The 16046-nt window shown below is 59.4% G+C and carries 11 protein-coding genes and 1 tRNA gene; 7 read left to right on the forward strand and 5 right to left on the reverse strand.

Going from position 1 to position 16046, the window contains the following annotated elements; translation table 11 throughout:
- Positions 1 to 50: 50 nt before the first annotated feature.
- Positions 51 to 899 carry a helix-turn-helix domain-containing protein gene (locus WMO46_RS12420; RefSeq protein ID WP_349094436.1) on the reverse strand — a complete coding sequence of 283 codons (849 nt, stop codon included), beginning with the start codon at positions 897 to 899 and terminating at the stop codon, positions 51 to 53.
- A gap of 165 nt (positions 900 to 1064) precedes the next feature.
- On the opposite strand from WMO46_RS12420, the gene WMO46_RS12425 reads away from it, so the two are divergent.
- The 7 genes from WMO46_RS12425 to WMO46_RS12455 all read left to right on the forward strand — a co-directional run bounded on the left by WMO46_RS12425 (position 1065) and on the right by WMO46_RS12455 (position 11442).
- Positions 1065 to 2249, forward strand: a complete 1185-nt coding sequence (locus WMO46_RS12425) for an efflux RND transporter periplasmic adaptor subunit (protein ID WP_349094437.1) — start codon at positions 1065 to 1067, stop codon at positions 2247 to 2249.
- A gap of 3 nt (positions 2250 to 2252) precedes the next feature.
- Complete coding sequence (locus tag WMO46_RS12430; protein WP_349094438.1) at positions 2253 to 5438, forward strand: efflux RND transporter permease subunit; 3186 nt, start codon at positions 2253 to 2255, stop codon at positions 5436 to 5438.
- A 3-nt stretch (positions 5439 to 5441) separates the two neighbouring features.
- On the forward strand, positions 5442 to 6812 hold the full coding sequence (locus WMO46_RS12435) for an efflux transporter outer membrane subunit (RefSeq protein ID WP_129649962.1): 1371 nt from the start codon (positions 5442 to 5444) through the stop codon (positions 6810 to 6812).
- Entirely contained in the window at positions 6812 to 7390 is a 579-nt protein-coding gene (locus tag WMO46_RS12440; protein ID WP_019150175.1) for a TetR/AcrR family transcriptional regulator, read from the forward strand. The genes WMO46_RS12435 and WMO46_RS12440 overlap by 1 nt, the downstream gene beginning before the upstream one ends.
- A gap of 356 nt (positions 7391 to 7746) precedes the next feature.
- On the forward strand, positions 7747 to 9033 hold the full coding sequence (locus WMO46_RS12445) for an O-acetylhomoserine aminocarboxypropyltransferase/cysteine synthase family protein (protein ID WP_129649966.1): 1287 nt from the start codon (positions 7747 to 7749) through the stop codon (positions 9031 to 9033).
- Positions 9033 to 10067 carry a homoserine O-acetyltransferase family protein gene (locus WMO46_RS12450; RefSeq protein WP_276759658.1) on the forward strand — a complete coding sequence of 345 codons (1035 nt, stop codon included), beginning with the start codon at positions 9033 to 9035 and terminating at the stop codon, positions 10065 to 10067. Before WMO46_RS12445 ends, WMO46_RS12450 begins: the two co-directional genes overlap by 1 nt.
- 166 nt (positions 10068 to 10233) lie before the next feature.
- Entirely contained in the window at positions 10234 to 11442 is a 1209-nt protein-coding gene (locus tag WMO46_RS12455; RefSeq protein ID WP_349094439.1) for a homoserine dehydrogenase, read from the forward strand.
- A 40-nt stretch (positions 11443 to 11482) separates the two neighbouring features.
- On the opposite strand, the gene WMO46_RS12460 is transcribed toward WMO46_RS12455, so the two are convergent.
- The 4 genes from WMO46_RS12460 to WMO46_RS12475 all read right to left on the reverse strand — a co-directional run bounded on the left by WMO46_RS12460 (position 11483) and on the right by WMO46_RS12475 (position 16027).
- Positions 11483 to 12799 (reverse strand): fimbrillin family protein, encoded by a 1317-nt coding sequence (locus WMO46_RS12460; protein ID WP_349094440.1) that lies wholly within the window; start codon positions 12797 to 12799, stop codon positions 11483 to 11485.
- 246 nt (positions 12800 to 13045) lie between these two features.
- Positions 13046 to 13119, reverse strand: a tRNA-Asp gene (locus WMO46_RS12465).
- Between the two features lie 175 nt (positions 13120 to 13294).
- On the reverse strand, positions 13295 to 14497 hold the full coding sequence (locus WMO46_RS12470; RefSeq protein ID WP_349094441.1) for an MFS transporter: 1203 nt from the start codon (positions 14495 to 14497) through the stop codon (positions 13295 to 13297).
- Between the two features lie 99 nt (positions 14498 to 14596).
- Entirely contained in the window at positions 14597 to 16027 is a 1431-nt protein-coding gene (locus WMO46_RS12475; protein ID WP_349094442.1) for a hypothetical protein, read from the reverse strand.
- Positions 16028 to 16046: the final 19 nt, after the last annotated feature.

Raw genomic sequence — 16046 nt, forward strand, 5'->3', positions numbered from 1 at the left:
CACTGCAATTCCGATTCCAAAAGCGCAGCACGTTCCACCCCTCCCGGGCGTTATTTCCGCATATTCCGGTACTCGGTGGGCGACTCCCCGGTGTGCTTCTTGAAAAAGCGCCCCAGATACGACTGGTCGGAGAACCGAAGCCGGTAGGCGATCTCCTGCACCGAAAGGTCGGTCGATTGAAGCATCATCTTGATTTCGAGGATCACCGCCCGGTCGATGAACTCCTTGGCCGAACTCCTCGCCACGCTCCGCACGATGGTCGAGAGGTAACGGGTCGATATGCAGAGTTTGTCGGCATAGAACGCGACCTCGCGTTCCTGCGAACAGTATTCGTGCACGAGGGCCACGAAACGCTGGAAAAGATCGGTCTGCCGCGTGGTGACCTCGGGCGTCCGCGGCTGCCGTGCGGCGAAGCGCTGCATCTTGTCGTAACTCTCCAGCAGCACGTTTTGCAGACGGTTTTTGATGATCGTATTGCGGAACACGTTGTTCCGGTCGCGGTAGGTGTAGGCCGCCATCTGGAACCAGATCGCAGCCCCTTCGACGACCCGCGCCGGAGGGTAGGAGATCGGCCGCTCGCCCAGGGTACGGAAGAACGAAGGGTCCAGACGGAACGCCGCCTCGGCGAAAAGATCGCGCGAAAAAGCGCAGAATGTCACCCTGAAATCCTCCGTGCGGTCGGTGAGCAGCAGAATCGAACCGGGCAGCAGCAGCACCATCGTATTGCGCCGCACCTCGCCCTGATACTGGTTGACGGATGCCTGCGCGCTGCCGCTGCGGCAGAACAGAAACGCCCCGCCTTCGATACGGCATGCGTAGTTGTCGAAGAAGGCGAAATCGGACTCTCCGACGACGAACTGCTCTTCCGGGGTGGTAGTTATCGGATTCACCTGAGACATAATCATTTCTTTTTTCGAACAAAAATAATGAATTATTCGATAAATCCCCCGAATTTGTTCCGAAAAGTGCCAATTCTGTTCGCAATAAAAGGCATATCGGCACCGTTTTTAGAATACTTTTGCACCTGAAAAAGTTTTTTAGTTCAAAAAGTTAAAGGAAAAGTTATGAAGCAAACATTTGTGAAGGCTGCCTTAGCGGCATACTGCATGGCAGCCGTCGCCTGTGGGCAGGCGCCTACGGCAATGGGTCCCGGCGAATACGCCGTGATGACCGTAGCCACCACCGACCGCGAGATCCAGAGCAACTACTCGGCGAGCATCCGCGGCCGTCAGGACATCGCAATCTATCCGCAGGTGGCGGGCACGATCTCGGAACTCTGCGTCACGGAAGGCCAGCAGGTATCGAAAGGCCAGACCCTTTTCATCATCGACCAGGTGCCCTACAAAGCCGCCCTGCAAACCGCCGAAGCCAACGTCGCGGCTGCCAAGGCCGGCGTAGCTACGGCTCAGCTCACTTATGACAGCAAGAAAGAACTTTTCGCCAAGAACGTCGTTTCGCAGTACGACCTGTCAACGGCCAACAACAACCTGCTGACGGCCAAGGCCCAGCTCGCACAGGCCGAGGCACAGCGCGTGAACGCCGCCAACAACCTCTCCTATACGGTCGTGAAGGCCCCGGCCAACGGCGTGGTCGGCACGCTGCCGTACCGTGTCGGCGCACTGGTGAGCGCTTCGATCCCGCAGCCGCTGACCACCGTGTCGGACAACTCGGAGATGTACGTTTACTTCTCGATGAACGAAAACCAGCTGCTGAACCTCACGCGCCGCTACGGCTCGGTCGCCGAAACGCTCAAAAACATGTCGGCCGTGCAGTTGCAGCTCAGCGACGGTTCGATCTACGACCTGCCGGGCCGCGTGGAGTCGATCAGCGGCGTCATCGACACCTCGACGGGCAGCGTGTCGCTGCGCGCGGCGTTCCCCAACCCGAACGGACTGCTGCACAGCGGCGGCGCAGGCAACATCATCCTGCCGAGCATCTACAAGGATTGCATCGCCGTTCCGCAGGCCGCGACGTTCGAACTGCAAGACAAAGTGTATGTATATAAGGTAGTGGACGGCAAGGCATCTTCGTCGATCATCGACGTTGAGAAACTCTCGAACGGCCGCGAGTACATCGTGCGTTCGGGACTCACGCCGGGCGACGTGATCGTAGCCGAAGGCGTCGGCCTGCTGCGCGAAGGCACGCCCATCGTACCGAAGGGACAAAGTGGTGCCGTACAGGCTGCTCCGGCCGAGCAGGCTCCCGCAACCGAAGCTGCCGAGGAAACTGAAACCGCAAAGGAGGAATAATCTATGACACTCAAACATTTTATCGAACGACCCGTACTGGCGTCGGTCATATCAATCGTAATCGTAATCGCCGGTATCATCGGCCTTGCGACGCTGCCCGTCGAGCAGTATCCGGACATCGCTCCCCCGACGGTCATGGTGCGCGCCTCGTATCCGGGCGCCAGCGCCGAGACGATCCAGAAGTCGGTCATCGTACCGCTCGAACAGGCCATCAACGGCGTGGAGGACATGACCTACATGACTTCGAGCGCAGCCGTCGGCAGCGCCTCCGTAACGGTCTATTTCCGTCAGGGCATCAACGCCGACATGGCGGCCGTCAACGTACAGAACAAGGTGTCGCGCGCCACCGGCCAGCTGCCCTCCGAGGTCACGCAGATCGGTATCATGACCATGAAGCGCCAGACCTCCATGGTGAAGATCTTCTCGCTGTACAGCCCCGACGACTCCTACGACGAATTCTTCCTGGCGAACTACTCGAAGATCAACATCGAGCCGCGTATCCAGCGTATCCACGGCGTCGGCGAGGTATTCACCCTCGGCGCCGACTACTCGATGCGCGTCTGGCTGAAACCCGACATCATGGCCCAGTACAAGCTCATTCCGTCGGACGTGACGGCCGCGCTTGCCGAGCAGAACATCGAGTCGGCGACCGGTACGCTGGGCGAGAACTCGCAGAACACGTTCCAATACACGATGAAATACCGCGGGCGTCACCAGACGCCCGAAGAGTTCGGTGAGATCGTGATCCTGGCGAAATCCGACGGCACGATCCTGCGCCTGAAAGACATCGCCGACATCGAGCTGGGCAGCGAATCCTATGCCTACAAAGGCTACACCAACGGCCATCCGGGCGTCAGCACGATGATCTTCCAGACGGCCGGTTCGAATGCCACGCAGGTCGTGAACGATGTCAACGCGCTGCTGGACGAAGTGCAGGCCGAACTGCCGAAAGGCGTCGCCATCGCACACCTGCAAAGTGTGAACGACTTCCTCTACGCCTCGATGAAAGAGGTGGTCAAGACCCTCTTCGAGGCTATTCTCCTCGTGATTCTGGTAGTATACGTCTTCTTGCAGGACATCCGCTCGACGCTCATCCCGACCGCCTCGATCCTCGTGTCGCTGATCGGTACGTTCGGCTTCCTCGCATTCGCCGGATTCTCGATCAACCTGCTGACCCTCTTCGCGCTGGTTCTTGCGATCGGTACGGTCGTCGATGACGCCATTATCGTGGTGGAGGCTGTCCAGGCACGTTTCGACGTGGGATATAAGTCCTCTTTCATGGCCACCGTCGATGCCATGTCGGGCATCACGTCGGCTATCGTAACCTCAACGCTGGTCTTCATGGCCGTGTTTATCCCCGTCGCCATGATGGGCGGAACGTCGGGTGTGTTCTACACGCAGTTCGGTATCACGATGGCCGTGGCCGTAGGTATCTCGGCCATCAACGCACTTACGCTCTCGCCGGCCCTCTGCGCCATGATCCTGAAACCCTATCTCGACGAAAACGGCGAGATGCGCGACAACTTCGCGGCACGCTTCCGCAAGGCTTTCAACACGGCGTTCAGCGTACTGATCGGCAAATACAAGCACGGCGTACTGCTCTTCATCAAGCACAAGTGGCTGATGTGGTCAACGCTCGGCCTGGCTTTCGCAGCGCTGGTGCTGCTGATGAACTCCACCAAGACGGGTCTGGTTCCCGACGAGGACCAGGGTACGATCATGGTCAACGTCACCACGGCCCCCGGTTCCTCGCTCGCCGAGACCCACAAGGTCATGGAGCAGGTTTCGGCACGTATCAACGGCATTCCGCAGATCCGCGACTACATGCAGGTGGCCGGTTACGGTATGATCGCCGGACAGGGATCGTCGTACGGTATGGCCATCATCAAGCTCAAAGACTGGGACGAGCGTCCGAACAAGGAGGACGACGTGAACGCCGTGATCGGTCAGATCTACGGACGCACCGCCGACATCAAGGACGCACAGATCTTCGCCGTGGCACCGCCGATGATCTCGGGTTACGGTACCTCGACCGGTTTCTCCATGAACCTTCAGGACAAGGCCGGCGGCGAGCTGAGCGACTTCTATAACGTCTATCTGCAATTCATCGGCGCGCTGAACCAGCGTCCGGAGATCGCCCGCGCATACTCGACCTTCAACATCAACTTCCCGCAGTACATGGTGGACATCGACGCTGCGAAGGCCAAGCGTGCCGGCATATCGCCGACTTCGATCCTCTCGACGCTGGCGGGCTACTACGGCGGCCAGTACGTTTCGAACATCAACCGCTTCTCAAAGATGTACTACGTGACGATGCAGGCCGACCCGAAATACCGTCTCGACACCGAGTCGCTGAACAACGTCTTCGTGCGCTCGAACAGCGGCGAGATGGCTCCCCTGAGCCAGTTCGTGACCCTGAAGCGCGTATACAGCTCCGAAGTGCTGAACCGCTTCAACATGTACAGTTCGATCGCCGTGAACGGTACGGCCGCCGACGGCTATTCGTCAGGCGACGCCATCAAAGCCATTGAGGAGGTCGCCGCACAGGTTCTGCCCAAGGGCTACGGCTACGAGTTCGACGGCATCACGCGCGAGGAGGCGCAGACGGGCAGCAACACCGTTATCATCTTCGGTATCTGCATCCTGCTGATCTACCTCATCCTGAGCGCCCTGTACGAGAGCTTCCTCATTCCGTTCGCCGTCATTCTGTCGGTACCGTGCGGTCTGATGGGTTCGTTCCTGCTGGCCAAGATGATGGGTCTGGAAAACAACATCTACCTCCAAACGGGTATCATCATGCTGATCGGTCTGCTGTCGAAGACGGCCATTCTGATCACCGAGTACGCCGCCGACCGCCGCGCCGCAGGCATGAGCCTCACGCAGGCCGCCGTATCGGCTGCCAAGGCACGTCTGCGTCCTATTCTGATGACCGTCCTCACCTGTGTGTTCGGTATGATCCCGCTGGTACTCTCGCACGGCGTAGGTGCCAACGGTAACTCGACCCTCGGTGCGGGTGTCATCGGCGGTATGATCGTCGGAACGCTGGCGCTGCTGTTCCTCGTACCGACGCTGTTCATCGTCTTCCAGACGTTGCAGGAGAAGGTCAAACCCCTGGAATTCGACCCCGATCCCCAATGGGCCGTACGCGCAGAGCTGGAAGAGTGTAAAAACGAGAAAGAGGAGGAGTAACCCATGAAAAAGATCCTGATAATATGCGCTGCGGCGGCGCTGACCGGCTGCGGCATCTATAAACCCTACACCCGCCCCGAGGTGAACACCGCAGGGCTCTACGGCACGGCGGAGACCGCCGACACGACGACCCTGGGCGACATCCGCTGGCAGGAGATGTTCACCGATCCCCAGTTGCAGGCGCTGATCGCGCTGGCGCTGGAAAACAACACCGACCTGCAATCGGCAGGCTGGCGCGTGAAGGAGGCCGAAGCGACACTCAAATCGGCACGCCTGGCTTACCTGCCGTCGTTCAACTTCGCTCCGCAGGGCAGTCTGAGCAGCTTCGACGGTGCAACGCCGACGAAGACGTACAGCATTCCCGTGACGGCCAGTTGGCAGATCGACATCTTCAACGGCCTGACGAACGCCAAGCGCAAAGCCAAGGCGCTCTATCTCCAAAGCAAGGAGTACGAGCAGGCGGTGAAGACCCAGCTCATTTCGAGCGTGGCGAATCTCTACTACACGCTGCTGATGCTCGACAGCCAGTATGCCGTGACAGAGGAGACGGCCGCCAAATGGCGTCAGAGCGTCGAGACGATGCGCGCTATGAAGGATGCCGGCATGACCAACGAAGCCGGCGTGGCCCAGTACGAAGGCAACACGCTTTCGATCGAGGCGTCGTTGCACGACATCGCATACCAGCGCACGCAGATCGAGAATTCGCTCTGCTCGCTGCTGGGCGAGGCCCCGCACACCATCGGCCGCGGCAGTCTCGACAATCAGCAGCTGCCCGATGACCTGACGGTCGGCGTGCCCCTGCAAATGCTTTCGAACCGCCCCGACATCCGTTCGGCCGAATACTCGCTGATGCAGTCCTACTACGCCACGGCGAGTGCCCGTTCGGCTCTCTATCCGTCGATCACGCTGAGCGGCTCGCTGGGCTGGACCAACAGCAGCGGCGCAGGGATCGTCAATCCCGGCAAACTGCTCTGGAGTGCCGCAGGATCGCTCCTGCAACCGATCTTCAACGCCAACGCCAACCGCGCCCGCGTGAAGATCGCCAAGGCACAGCAGGAGGAATCGCTGCTGGCGTTCCAGCAGGCGTTGCTCAACGCCGGCGCCGAGGTCAACAACGCTCTCGTGCAGAGCCAGTCGGCCCGCGCGAAGACGGACCTCCGGGCCCGCCAGATCGCCGCGATGGAGCGCGCCGTGGAATCGACCGAACTGCTGATGCAGCACGGTTCGACCACCTACCTCGAAGTGCTGACCGCACAGCAGTCGCTGCTGTCGGCCCGTTTGTCGCAGATTTCCGACCGGTTCGACGAGATCCAGGGCATCGTGAACCTTTACCAGGCTCTCGGCGGAGGCCGTGACATCACGGAGGAAAAATAATGAAACGGGGAGCGACCAAAGAGGAGATCATCCGCATCACGCGGGAACTCATCGCCCGGAACGGCATCCGTGCCGTCCGGGTCGATGAGATCGCGCAGACGCTGGGTATCTCGAAGCGCACCCTCTACGAAATGTTCGCCGACAAGAACGATCTGGTAGGCGCCTGTCTCGACTACATGAGCCACCAGCAGCGGGAACGCATCGTCGCTTGCAGCAAACGGCGCGGCGGCAATTCGCTGCAAAAGGTGCTCAAGCTGGCCAACGAGTATATGGACAACCTGTACACGGTGGACCCTCGTTTCCTGTCGGACATCCGCCACAAGATCATCTTCGCCGAACATTACGACGAACACCGGGAATTCTGGCACCGGGAGATCACGCGCTGGCTCGAAGCCAGCCGCGACGAAGAGCTGCTGCTTCCGGAGATCGACGCTCCGGCATTCGCAGACCGGCTGATGAACACGCTCTACGAACTGCGCCTGACGGGCACGGTCCGGGAAGAGCTCTACCTCTTCTGCCGCACCATTCTCCGCGGAGCGGCCACCCGGAAAGGCATCGAGCTGATCGACCGCCGGTAAAGCCGGACGCCAGCGAACGAACGATCCGCAGGACAAAACCTGCGGATCGTTTTTTATCGCATTATGCAAAGTTCCCAACAGCCCCCATCCGAGGCCGCAAAATCCCGCATTCGTCCGGACGATAAAATTTCCGCCGAAAAATGGCCGTTTCGAAAATTTTTTATATATTTGCGCCATAAGAGTTATGCAAGCGAAATGAACGCACGGAAAACATACGCATCCCACGACCGCGAAATGCTTCGCGGTATGATGATGGACATGATGATGTGCAGCCGTTCTCGCCGGGTGTAGCTCGATCATGCACTGAACAGATACAATCCGGCTTCTCTGAGGTCGGATTTTTTTATGAACAAATTATGGAAGCGAAAAACTACCGATTCGAAACCCTCCAAATCCACGCGGGCCTGCAACCCGACGAAGCGACCGGAGCCCGGGGCGTGGCGATCTATCCCACGGCGGCCTACCGGTTCAAAAGCTGCGACCGCGCGGCCCGGCTCTTCGACCTGAGCGAGGCGGGCAACATCTACACCCGCCTGCAAAACCCCACCACGACGGCTTACGAACAGCGCATAGCCGCCTTGTACGGCGCAGTGGGGGCGCTGGCCGTGTCGTCGGGCATGTCGGCCATCCTGGTCACGGTGCTCTCGCTGGCCTCCGAGGGCGACAACATCGTCGCCTCGCCGTTCCTTTACGGAGGCACCTACAACCAGTTCCGCATCACGCTGCGCAAACTCGGCATCGACTGCCGCATCGCTTCCAGCGAACGTCCCGAGGATTTCGAGGCGCTGATCGACGAACGCACCAAGGCGCTCTACGCCGAGAGCATGGGCAACCCGACCTGCGCCGTACCCGACCTCGAAGCGCTGGGCGAACTGGCCCGGCGGCGCGACGTGCCGCTGGTCATCGACAACACGTTCGGCGCCGCCGGCTACCTCTGCAACCCCTTCGAATGGGGTGCGAACATCGTCGTGGACTCCGCGACCAAGTGGATCAACGGCCACGGCACGGGGCTGGGCGGCGTCATCGTGGACGGCGGCAACTACAACTGGGCGAACGGCAAATTCCCGCAGATCGACGGCCCTTCGGAAGGGTATCACGGGCTGAATTTCCACGAGGCATTCGGCCCGGCGGCGTTCATCGTGAAATGCCGCGTGGACGGACTGCGCGACATGGGCTGCGCACCCTCGCCGTTCGACTCCTATCTGATGCTGATCGGCCTCGAAACCCTTTCGCTGCGCGTGAAGCACGAGGTGGAGTCGGCGCGGAAACTGGCCGAATACTGCCGCTGCCACCCCAAGGTGGAGCGTGTGAGCTTCGTGGGATTCGACACCCATCCGAGCCACGAGAACGCCCGCAAATACTATCGCTTCGGCTCTTCGGCGGTCTTCAACGTCGAGCTGAAAGGCACGCTCGAAAGCACCGTTCGCTTCGTCGAGTCGCTCCGGCTGGCGGCCAACATGGTCATGATCGGCGACTCGATCACGGTAGTGACCCATCCGGCATCCACGACCCATAAACAGCTCAGCGACGCCGACCTCGCAGCGGCGGGCGTAACGCCCACGCTGCTGCGCATCTCGCTCGGGTTGGAGAATGCCGACGACATCATCGAGGATTTCGAACAGGCTTTTTCCAAAATAGACTGATGGAACCGCAGATATACATAGCCCCCGGACCTTTCGAACTGGAAACGGGCCACACGCTGCCGGAACTGCGGATCGCCTACCACACCTACGGCACGATGAACGCCGCGAAGGACAACGTGGTGTGGGTATGCCACGCGCTGACGGCCAATTCGAACGTCGCCGACTGGTGGCCCCACACGGTCGAGGCGGGGCGTTTTCTCGACCCCGCGCGGTATTTCGTCGTTTGCGCCAACATCATCGGTTCGCATTACGGCACGACGGGCCCGCTGCACGTCAATCCCGCCACGGGAAAGCCCTGGTACCGGGATTTTCCGCCCTTCACCATCCGCGACATCGTCCGGGCGCACCGGCTGCTGGCCGAAGCCCTCGGCATCGGGCGCATCGCAACGCTCGTGGGCAGTTCGGTCGGAGGGTTTCAGGCCGTGGAATGGGCCGTCACGGAACCTAAACGGATCGAGCGGCTGGCGCTGATCGCCACCGACGCCAAAGCCTCGCCCTGGACCATCGCCATCGACGAAACGCAGCGCATGGCCATCGAGGCCGACACGACCTTCGGGGAGCCGCGCGACGACGCCGGAATGAAAGGGCTTGCAACAGCCCGGGCCATCGGCCTGCTGAGCTACCGCGGTCCCGAGGGCTACAACCTCACCCAGCAAGACCGCGAAGAGGCTCCCGCGGTGCACCGGGCCTGCACCTACCAGCAGTATCAGGGCGAAAAGCTCTGCCGCCGCTACAACGCCTATTCCTACTACGCGATCCTCAATGCGTTCGACACCCACGACGCAGGGCGCGGACGGGGCGGCGTGGAACGGGCGCTGGCGGGCATCGAAGCCCGCACGCTGGTCGTCGGCATCACCACCGACATCATCTTCACCCCGGCCGAGATGCGGCGCCTGCACGCGATGATCCCCGGCAGCACGTACCACGAGATCGACTCGCCGTTCGGCCACGACGGCTTCCTCGTGGAGTACGAACAGCTGAACGAGATACTTCTCCCTTTCATGCAAGGTGAAAGTTTTCACGTAACACAATAAACTCACACGGATCGAGAACGCTCACTTTGCCGCGAAGCGGCATATAAGCCCCCGCCTGGGGCGGGGGTTTGGGGGTGGGTCGGATTTGCAAACGCAGCGGAACGCTGCGACAACAGCCGTCCGAAGAGGAAAATGGAACAAAAACTGATAACAAACCTATACGCTTATGACCAAGATTAAAATCGGACTGTTCGGATTCGGCGTCGTCGGACAGGGCATCTACGAAGTGGTGCGCAAATCGAAGAACGCCCACGCCGAGATCGTGAAGATCTGCGTCCGCGATCCCAAAAAGCCGCGGAAGACCGAAGCGGACCCGTCGCTTTTCACCACCTCGGTCGATGAAATCCTCGACAACCCCAACATCAATCTGGTCGTCGAGGTCATCGACGACGCCCGGGCGGCCTACGACATCGTGAAACGGGCCCTGCTGCGGGGCATTCCGGTCGTGTCGGGAAACAAGACGATGCTGGCCCGGAACCTTCCGGAGCTGATCGACATTCAGAAAACGCGCAACGTGGCGCTGCTCTACGACGCCTCGTCGTGCGGTTCGATTCCGGTGATCCGCAACCTCGAAGAGTACTACGACAACGACCTGCTGTTGGAGGTGAAGGGCATTCTGAACGGCTCGTCGAACTACATTCTCTCACGCGTTTTCGACCACAAGGACTCCTACGCCAACGCACTGGCGCAGGCGCAGGCGCTGGGTTTCGCCGAGAGCGACCCCTCGTTCGACATCGAGGGCTACGATTCGCTGTTCAAGCTGGTTATCATCACGGTGCACGCCCTGGGAACCTACGTCGCCCCGGACCGCATCTTCACCTACGGCATCTCGACGATCCACGATTCGGACATCCGGTACGCCCGCGAAAAGAACGTGAAGATCAAACTCGTGGCCCAGGTGGTGAAGGTGAGCGACCGGCACTTCACGATGTTCGTCATGCCGGAGTTCGTGACGCCCTCCAAGTACATTTACAGCGTGGACGACGAATACAACGGCGTGGTGATCCGCGGCGAGTGCTACGACCGCCAGTTCATGTTCGGCAAAGGAGCGGGAAGCCTGCCCACGGCCTCGTCGATCCTGAGCGACATCATGGCGCGGCTGAACAACTACCGCTACGAATACAAGAAGATGAACTACATCGAGAAACCCGACTACACGACGGACATCACGCTGAAAATCTACGCCCGCTACAAGGAGACGGAGGTGCAGAAGATCCTGAATTTCTCGAAGATCCACGAGCAGTTCACGAGCGAGGAGAGCAACTACGTGATCGGCGACATTCTGCTGAGCGAGCTGATCGAAAAACGGTCGCAGCTCTCGGGCAAGGATGTCTTCCTGGCCAACATCCCGATCTTCTTCCTGAACCGCGACTGAAAACAAGCAGGTCCCGCTCTCGGAGCGGGACCTGCCGTTTTTAATCCTTCACGCAGCGGAGCGGAAAATAATATCCGATCGGCATATCCTTAACGGCAGGCGCCGAATCGCCCGAGTAGAAAAGACAGCAGACCCGACCTTCGTCGAAAAGACTGCAACTAAGCAGATAGCCTTTGGTCTTATCGCCATAGTCCGTCCCCTTATGAAACCCGGCGTAACTGAGGAAACCGTCCGGAAGTTCGGCGCTCTTACCCATCGATTCGAGTTCCGCAGCGGTGGGAATATGCCATCCGGCGGGACAGATGCCTTGCACGGGCGCATCCCCGGCAGTCACGGCGCTGCCCGTCGCCGTCGCATAGTTGTAGAGCATCCCTGCGGACAATCCGTCCTCGGAGGGCCACATATCCCTTCCTTCCGACGCACCCGCAGGCTTATAGCGCAGGTTCTCGACCATCCACACCTGTCCGCCGATCGTCGCCGTAGGGTAGGTGTCACCCCCGTAGGTCAATTCTCCGGTATCACCGCCGGTATCGTCGCCGCCATCGTCACCGTCGAGCGAACCGCCCTCGCCCCAGTCGTTGATGTCGCCGCTCAGCGAAACCGACATGTCGATCTTAGTCAACGTGACCGACATATCGTACTGTTTGCCGCTGACGAGCTGCGCCGACGCGACGGTCTTGCTGTGGCTCTTGCCGTCGGATGTTCCGACCGTGACGGTCAGCGCCGCCTGCTGGGGAACCAAGATCACGCGATAGGAAGTGCCGGACTCCTCCTTGAAAGCCCTGATCTCCGCGACAGCGGCGTCCGCCTTCGCCGCAGCCGTCGGGACAGTCAGATCCACGGTCGCCGTCGGCACGAGCCCGCCCACGGAAACGGAAGTGACCGTCGCGCCGGAGTTATTCGTCAGAAAAATGGTAAGCTGCGACATCAGGTGGTAGAAAACCATGCCCACCGGAGCGCTTCCGGGTTTCACGTCGCGCTTCACGGCTCCCAGCAAGTCCGACGAAGCGCAACCGCCGGTCTGGTCCGCCGCCACGGTAAATTCCGCCGGCACGCCCGCCGAAGAGTAGGGATGATAGGCCGTAAGCGTAGAGGTTTCGTTCAAGTCGTCGTACCACAGCAGTCCCGACCCCGAGAAGGCCGAACCCTCGTAGGTCATGGGATGATTCTCGGCATAGGGCTGCTCCCCTTTGAGGATGGTCAGCCCGATCTGATCCCCGTCGTCGAAATGGAGGCCCGAAACGCGGGTTTTGATCGTCGGCACGATTTTCACGGAAGGATGTGCGTCCTGTTTTTCGGTGCAGCCGGACATGACGGCACTTGCAGCCAAAACGGCTGCGAGTAAAATTTTGTTCATAATAATATAAAGAATTGCATTCTGTTGCGACCTTTCAGAACAAAATTAACGATAAAAAATGAGAAGCGGAAATATCGGGTCGATAATGATTCTTCGCCAACTAAATTTGAAGCCTGAAAATCAAGGATGATGAAGTGCAATTCATATCCGATTTCCCGCCGATTCCGGCAGTAAGATTCAGCAGCACATTTAGAATACAAAAAAGGGATACAAATCTTGCAAATGCTTGATTTATACCCTTTCTTGCGGTGCGTAGGGGACTCGAACCCCTGACCCCGTGCGTGACAGGCACGTATTCTAACCAGCTGAACTAACGCACCATTCCGGTTATTGCGAGTGCAAAGATACCGTTTTTTCTGAAATCCGCAAATATTTACGCTACATTTTTTTGTTTTTACTGTACCGGAGTTCCTGTTTCATCGGGTTTGCGCCCCGCCCAAACGTCCCGCGGGCAAGCCTTTTTCAAATTGGATTTGTCCAAAAAGAAACTTTTCGTCAACTTTTATAATACGATTCGTCGAGCCCGAGCGTGAAATTCCCGCGGTAGCGCCAGGTTACGATAACCATGACGAGTACCGACGCGGCATTGAAGAAAAACGGGAAACGGTCGCTATGGGTGTGGAACAGGTGCCGGAAAAGGTCAACGATAAAGGGGCAGACCATCACAGCCAGGTAGTTCATCGCCATGACGAACGACAGCGCGAGGGTCGCCGACCGGGGCGGAGCGATGGTGGCGGCCTTGTCGTAAACGACGGGCTGCATCACCCCGTAGCCGAATCCCGCGAGCAGGGCCCCGACGACGAGCATCGCCTTGCCGCGAAAAATCCCGACGCACAATAACCCCGCGCAGACCAGTCCCAGCGATACGAGGTTGACATTCTGTTTCAACCGGACGATAATCTTGTCGATGAAGAGCCCCGGAAGCATGATGGCCAGGAAAAACAGCGAGATCAGCACCCCCGAGAAGGAACTGTCGATCTTGTAATCGTCGATCAGGAACGAGGCGTAGAACGCCACGGCAAGTACGGCATAAGTGACAAAGAAATAGAACAGCATCAGCCCCGCCAGTTTGCCGCGGTCAATACGCTTGTGGCGCAGCTGGATACTCTGCTCGGGCTCGGGGTCCGAACGCTGCCGTTTGAGGAAGAAAGAGAGCGCCAGCGAGATGCCCGGCAGGGTGTAGACCAAAAAGGGCAGGTGCCAGTTAACGTCGGCCAGATAACCCGTGACCACGGTGGCTATCACGAGCGTCAGATTGTTGATCGCCGAGCTGTAACCCAGCTGCCGGACGCGGTAGTCGCCCGTGAAATAATCGACGACCAGACCCGTCGAAAGAGGAATGACCATACCGGCCCCGATGCCGAGGATGCAGCTGATGACGATCAGCCACGTCATACTGCGGGCAAACAGGCACGCCACGCCGCTCAGGAAGAAGATCGAGAGTCCGACGACCAGAATCTTGAGTTTGTCGCGGCCTTCGGAGAGCTTTCCCGAGAGCAGCACGAAGGGGATTATCAACAGCGATGGCAGCGACGTGAGCATCTGGATTTCGAGGTCCGTGACCTTGGGAAACACCTTGTTCAAATCGCCCAGAATGGGGGATATGGCCAGTCCGGGCAGCGAGGCAATGGCCGACACGGACCAGATTGCCAGCAGGACGACGAGCGATACGGAGCCTTTTCCTGTATTGATTTTCATGGCCTGGGATTTTAGCATCCCGCCCCGCAACAGTTATACCAAACAAAACGGGCCGGCTGTGCGGCCGGCCCGACGGTTGGGTTTCTTCGTAAGTTTGCGTTACTCCGCTTTCACGCAGCGCACCGGCATGCCGTTGGCACGGGCATAGGGCACTCTGTTCTCAATGCCTTTGGAAGTGCTTTTCTTCTCGAACCAAAAATGCAGCGCCGACGACTGCGTGCCGGTCCCTGCATCGGCCGACCAGTAAAGGCCCTCCCAGGGCTGCGCCTCGTCCGCCGTGCTCCGCACGCCGAGCGTCCGGGCAGGAGCAGGGGCATACAGGTTCTGAATCGAACTGTTGTCGTAACGGCGTCGGCCCGCACCGATAAACAGCGACTCGGAGTCGTTCCAGCCCAGCGTCCAGCCGTATTTGTCGGCATCGCCCGCCTCGGGAGTATTTTTGACGAACAAATTGTCGAAAGCCACCGAAGGAGCCACGCGCCAGCCGTAGGGACAGGGGTCGTTGACGGTCTTGGTGTCGCCCCACAGATCATCGGAATGAGCGCTCCACAGCCAGTCGTACTCCGAGCCGGAAACGCCCGTGATAAACGTCAGCGGGTTCCGCACGGCGTAGTCCATCGTTCCGGATTCGGCACTCGATGTCTCGGTCTTCATGTAGACGCGGCTGCCGCTGCCGTTGTACATGCTGGCCGACGCGCCGTTGGCGGCGTTGTACGAAGCCGGGCCGATGAACGGGTCCTTGCGGCCCCATTGATAATAAAGCCCGTAGGAGGCGAGGATATTTTCAACCGTCGAATTGTCGTTGGCCAGCGCTCCGAGGTTGCGGTCCATCATCTTCAAACCGTTGAAATCGACCGCCGATGCTTCGGGGTCGTAATTCACGGCCCAAATGTGCCAGCTCCACATCAGCGTGCCGCCGGCGCCGTAGGCTCCGATCACGGCGTTGCCCTCCTTGATCTTTTTCTCATCGTCGCTGTCGGCCCCCACGTAGAACGATACCATGCCGTCCTCCCGGAGTTCCGCGTACTGAATCAGCCCCGACTTGCTCTGCCACACGACATCCACCGACGCCGGAAGCACCGCCATAAGGTCGCCCCGGAACATGGAACTGATCAGATAGTTGGTCTCGGGTTTGCTGACGATGTAACTGTTGGCAGGCTTGCCGCTCAGATCCTCGGAGTTGACCACCCCCACGAAAAGCGTCGCCGAAACCGACGAGCCGCCCTTGGGCGAACCGGCCAGCACCAGCGAACCGGTCTTCGCCTCGTCGTCTTCGAAAGATACGGGAGCCGTGATCGTCAGGGTCTGTGCCGCGAGGTCGATCGCCGGCTCGACCCAGCCCGTAGGTTTGTTGGTCACCGAGAGATTTTGGAGGTTGACAGCCTTGAAGCCCACCTTTACGGTCTGGCCCGCCGACAGGAACACCGCCGGAGAGTCGAACGAAAGAGTGCCCGACTCCTTGTCCTTGCTGCACGAAGCGAAAAATGCGATGGCCGCGACGGCGCAAACCAGCCCTGCGAATCTTTTCATATAATTCATCGTTACTTTA

Source organism: Alistipes intestinihominis (assembly GCF_040095975.1).
GTDB lineage: Bacteria > Bacteroidota > Bacteroidia > Bacteroidales > Rikenellaceae > Alistipes > Alistipes senegalensis.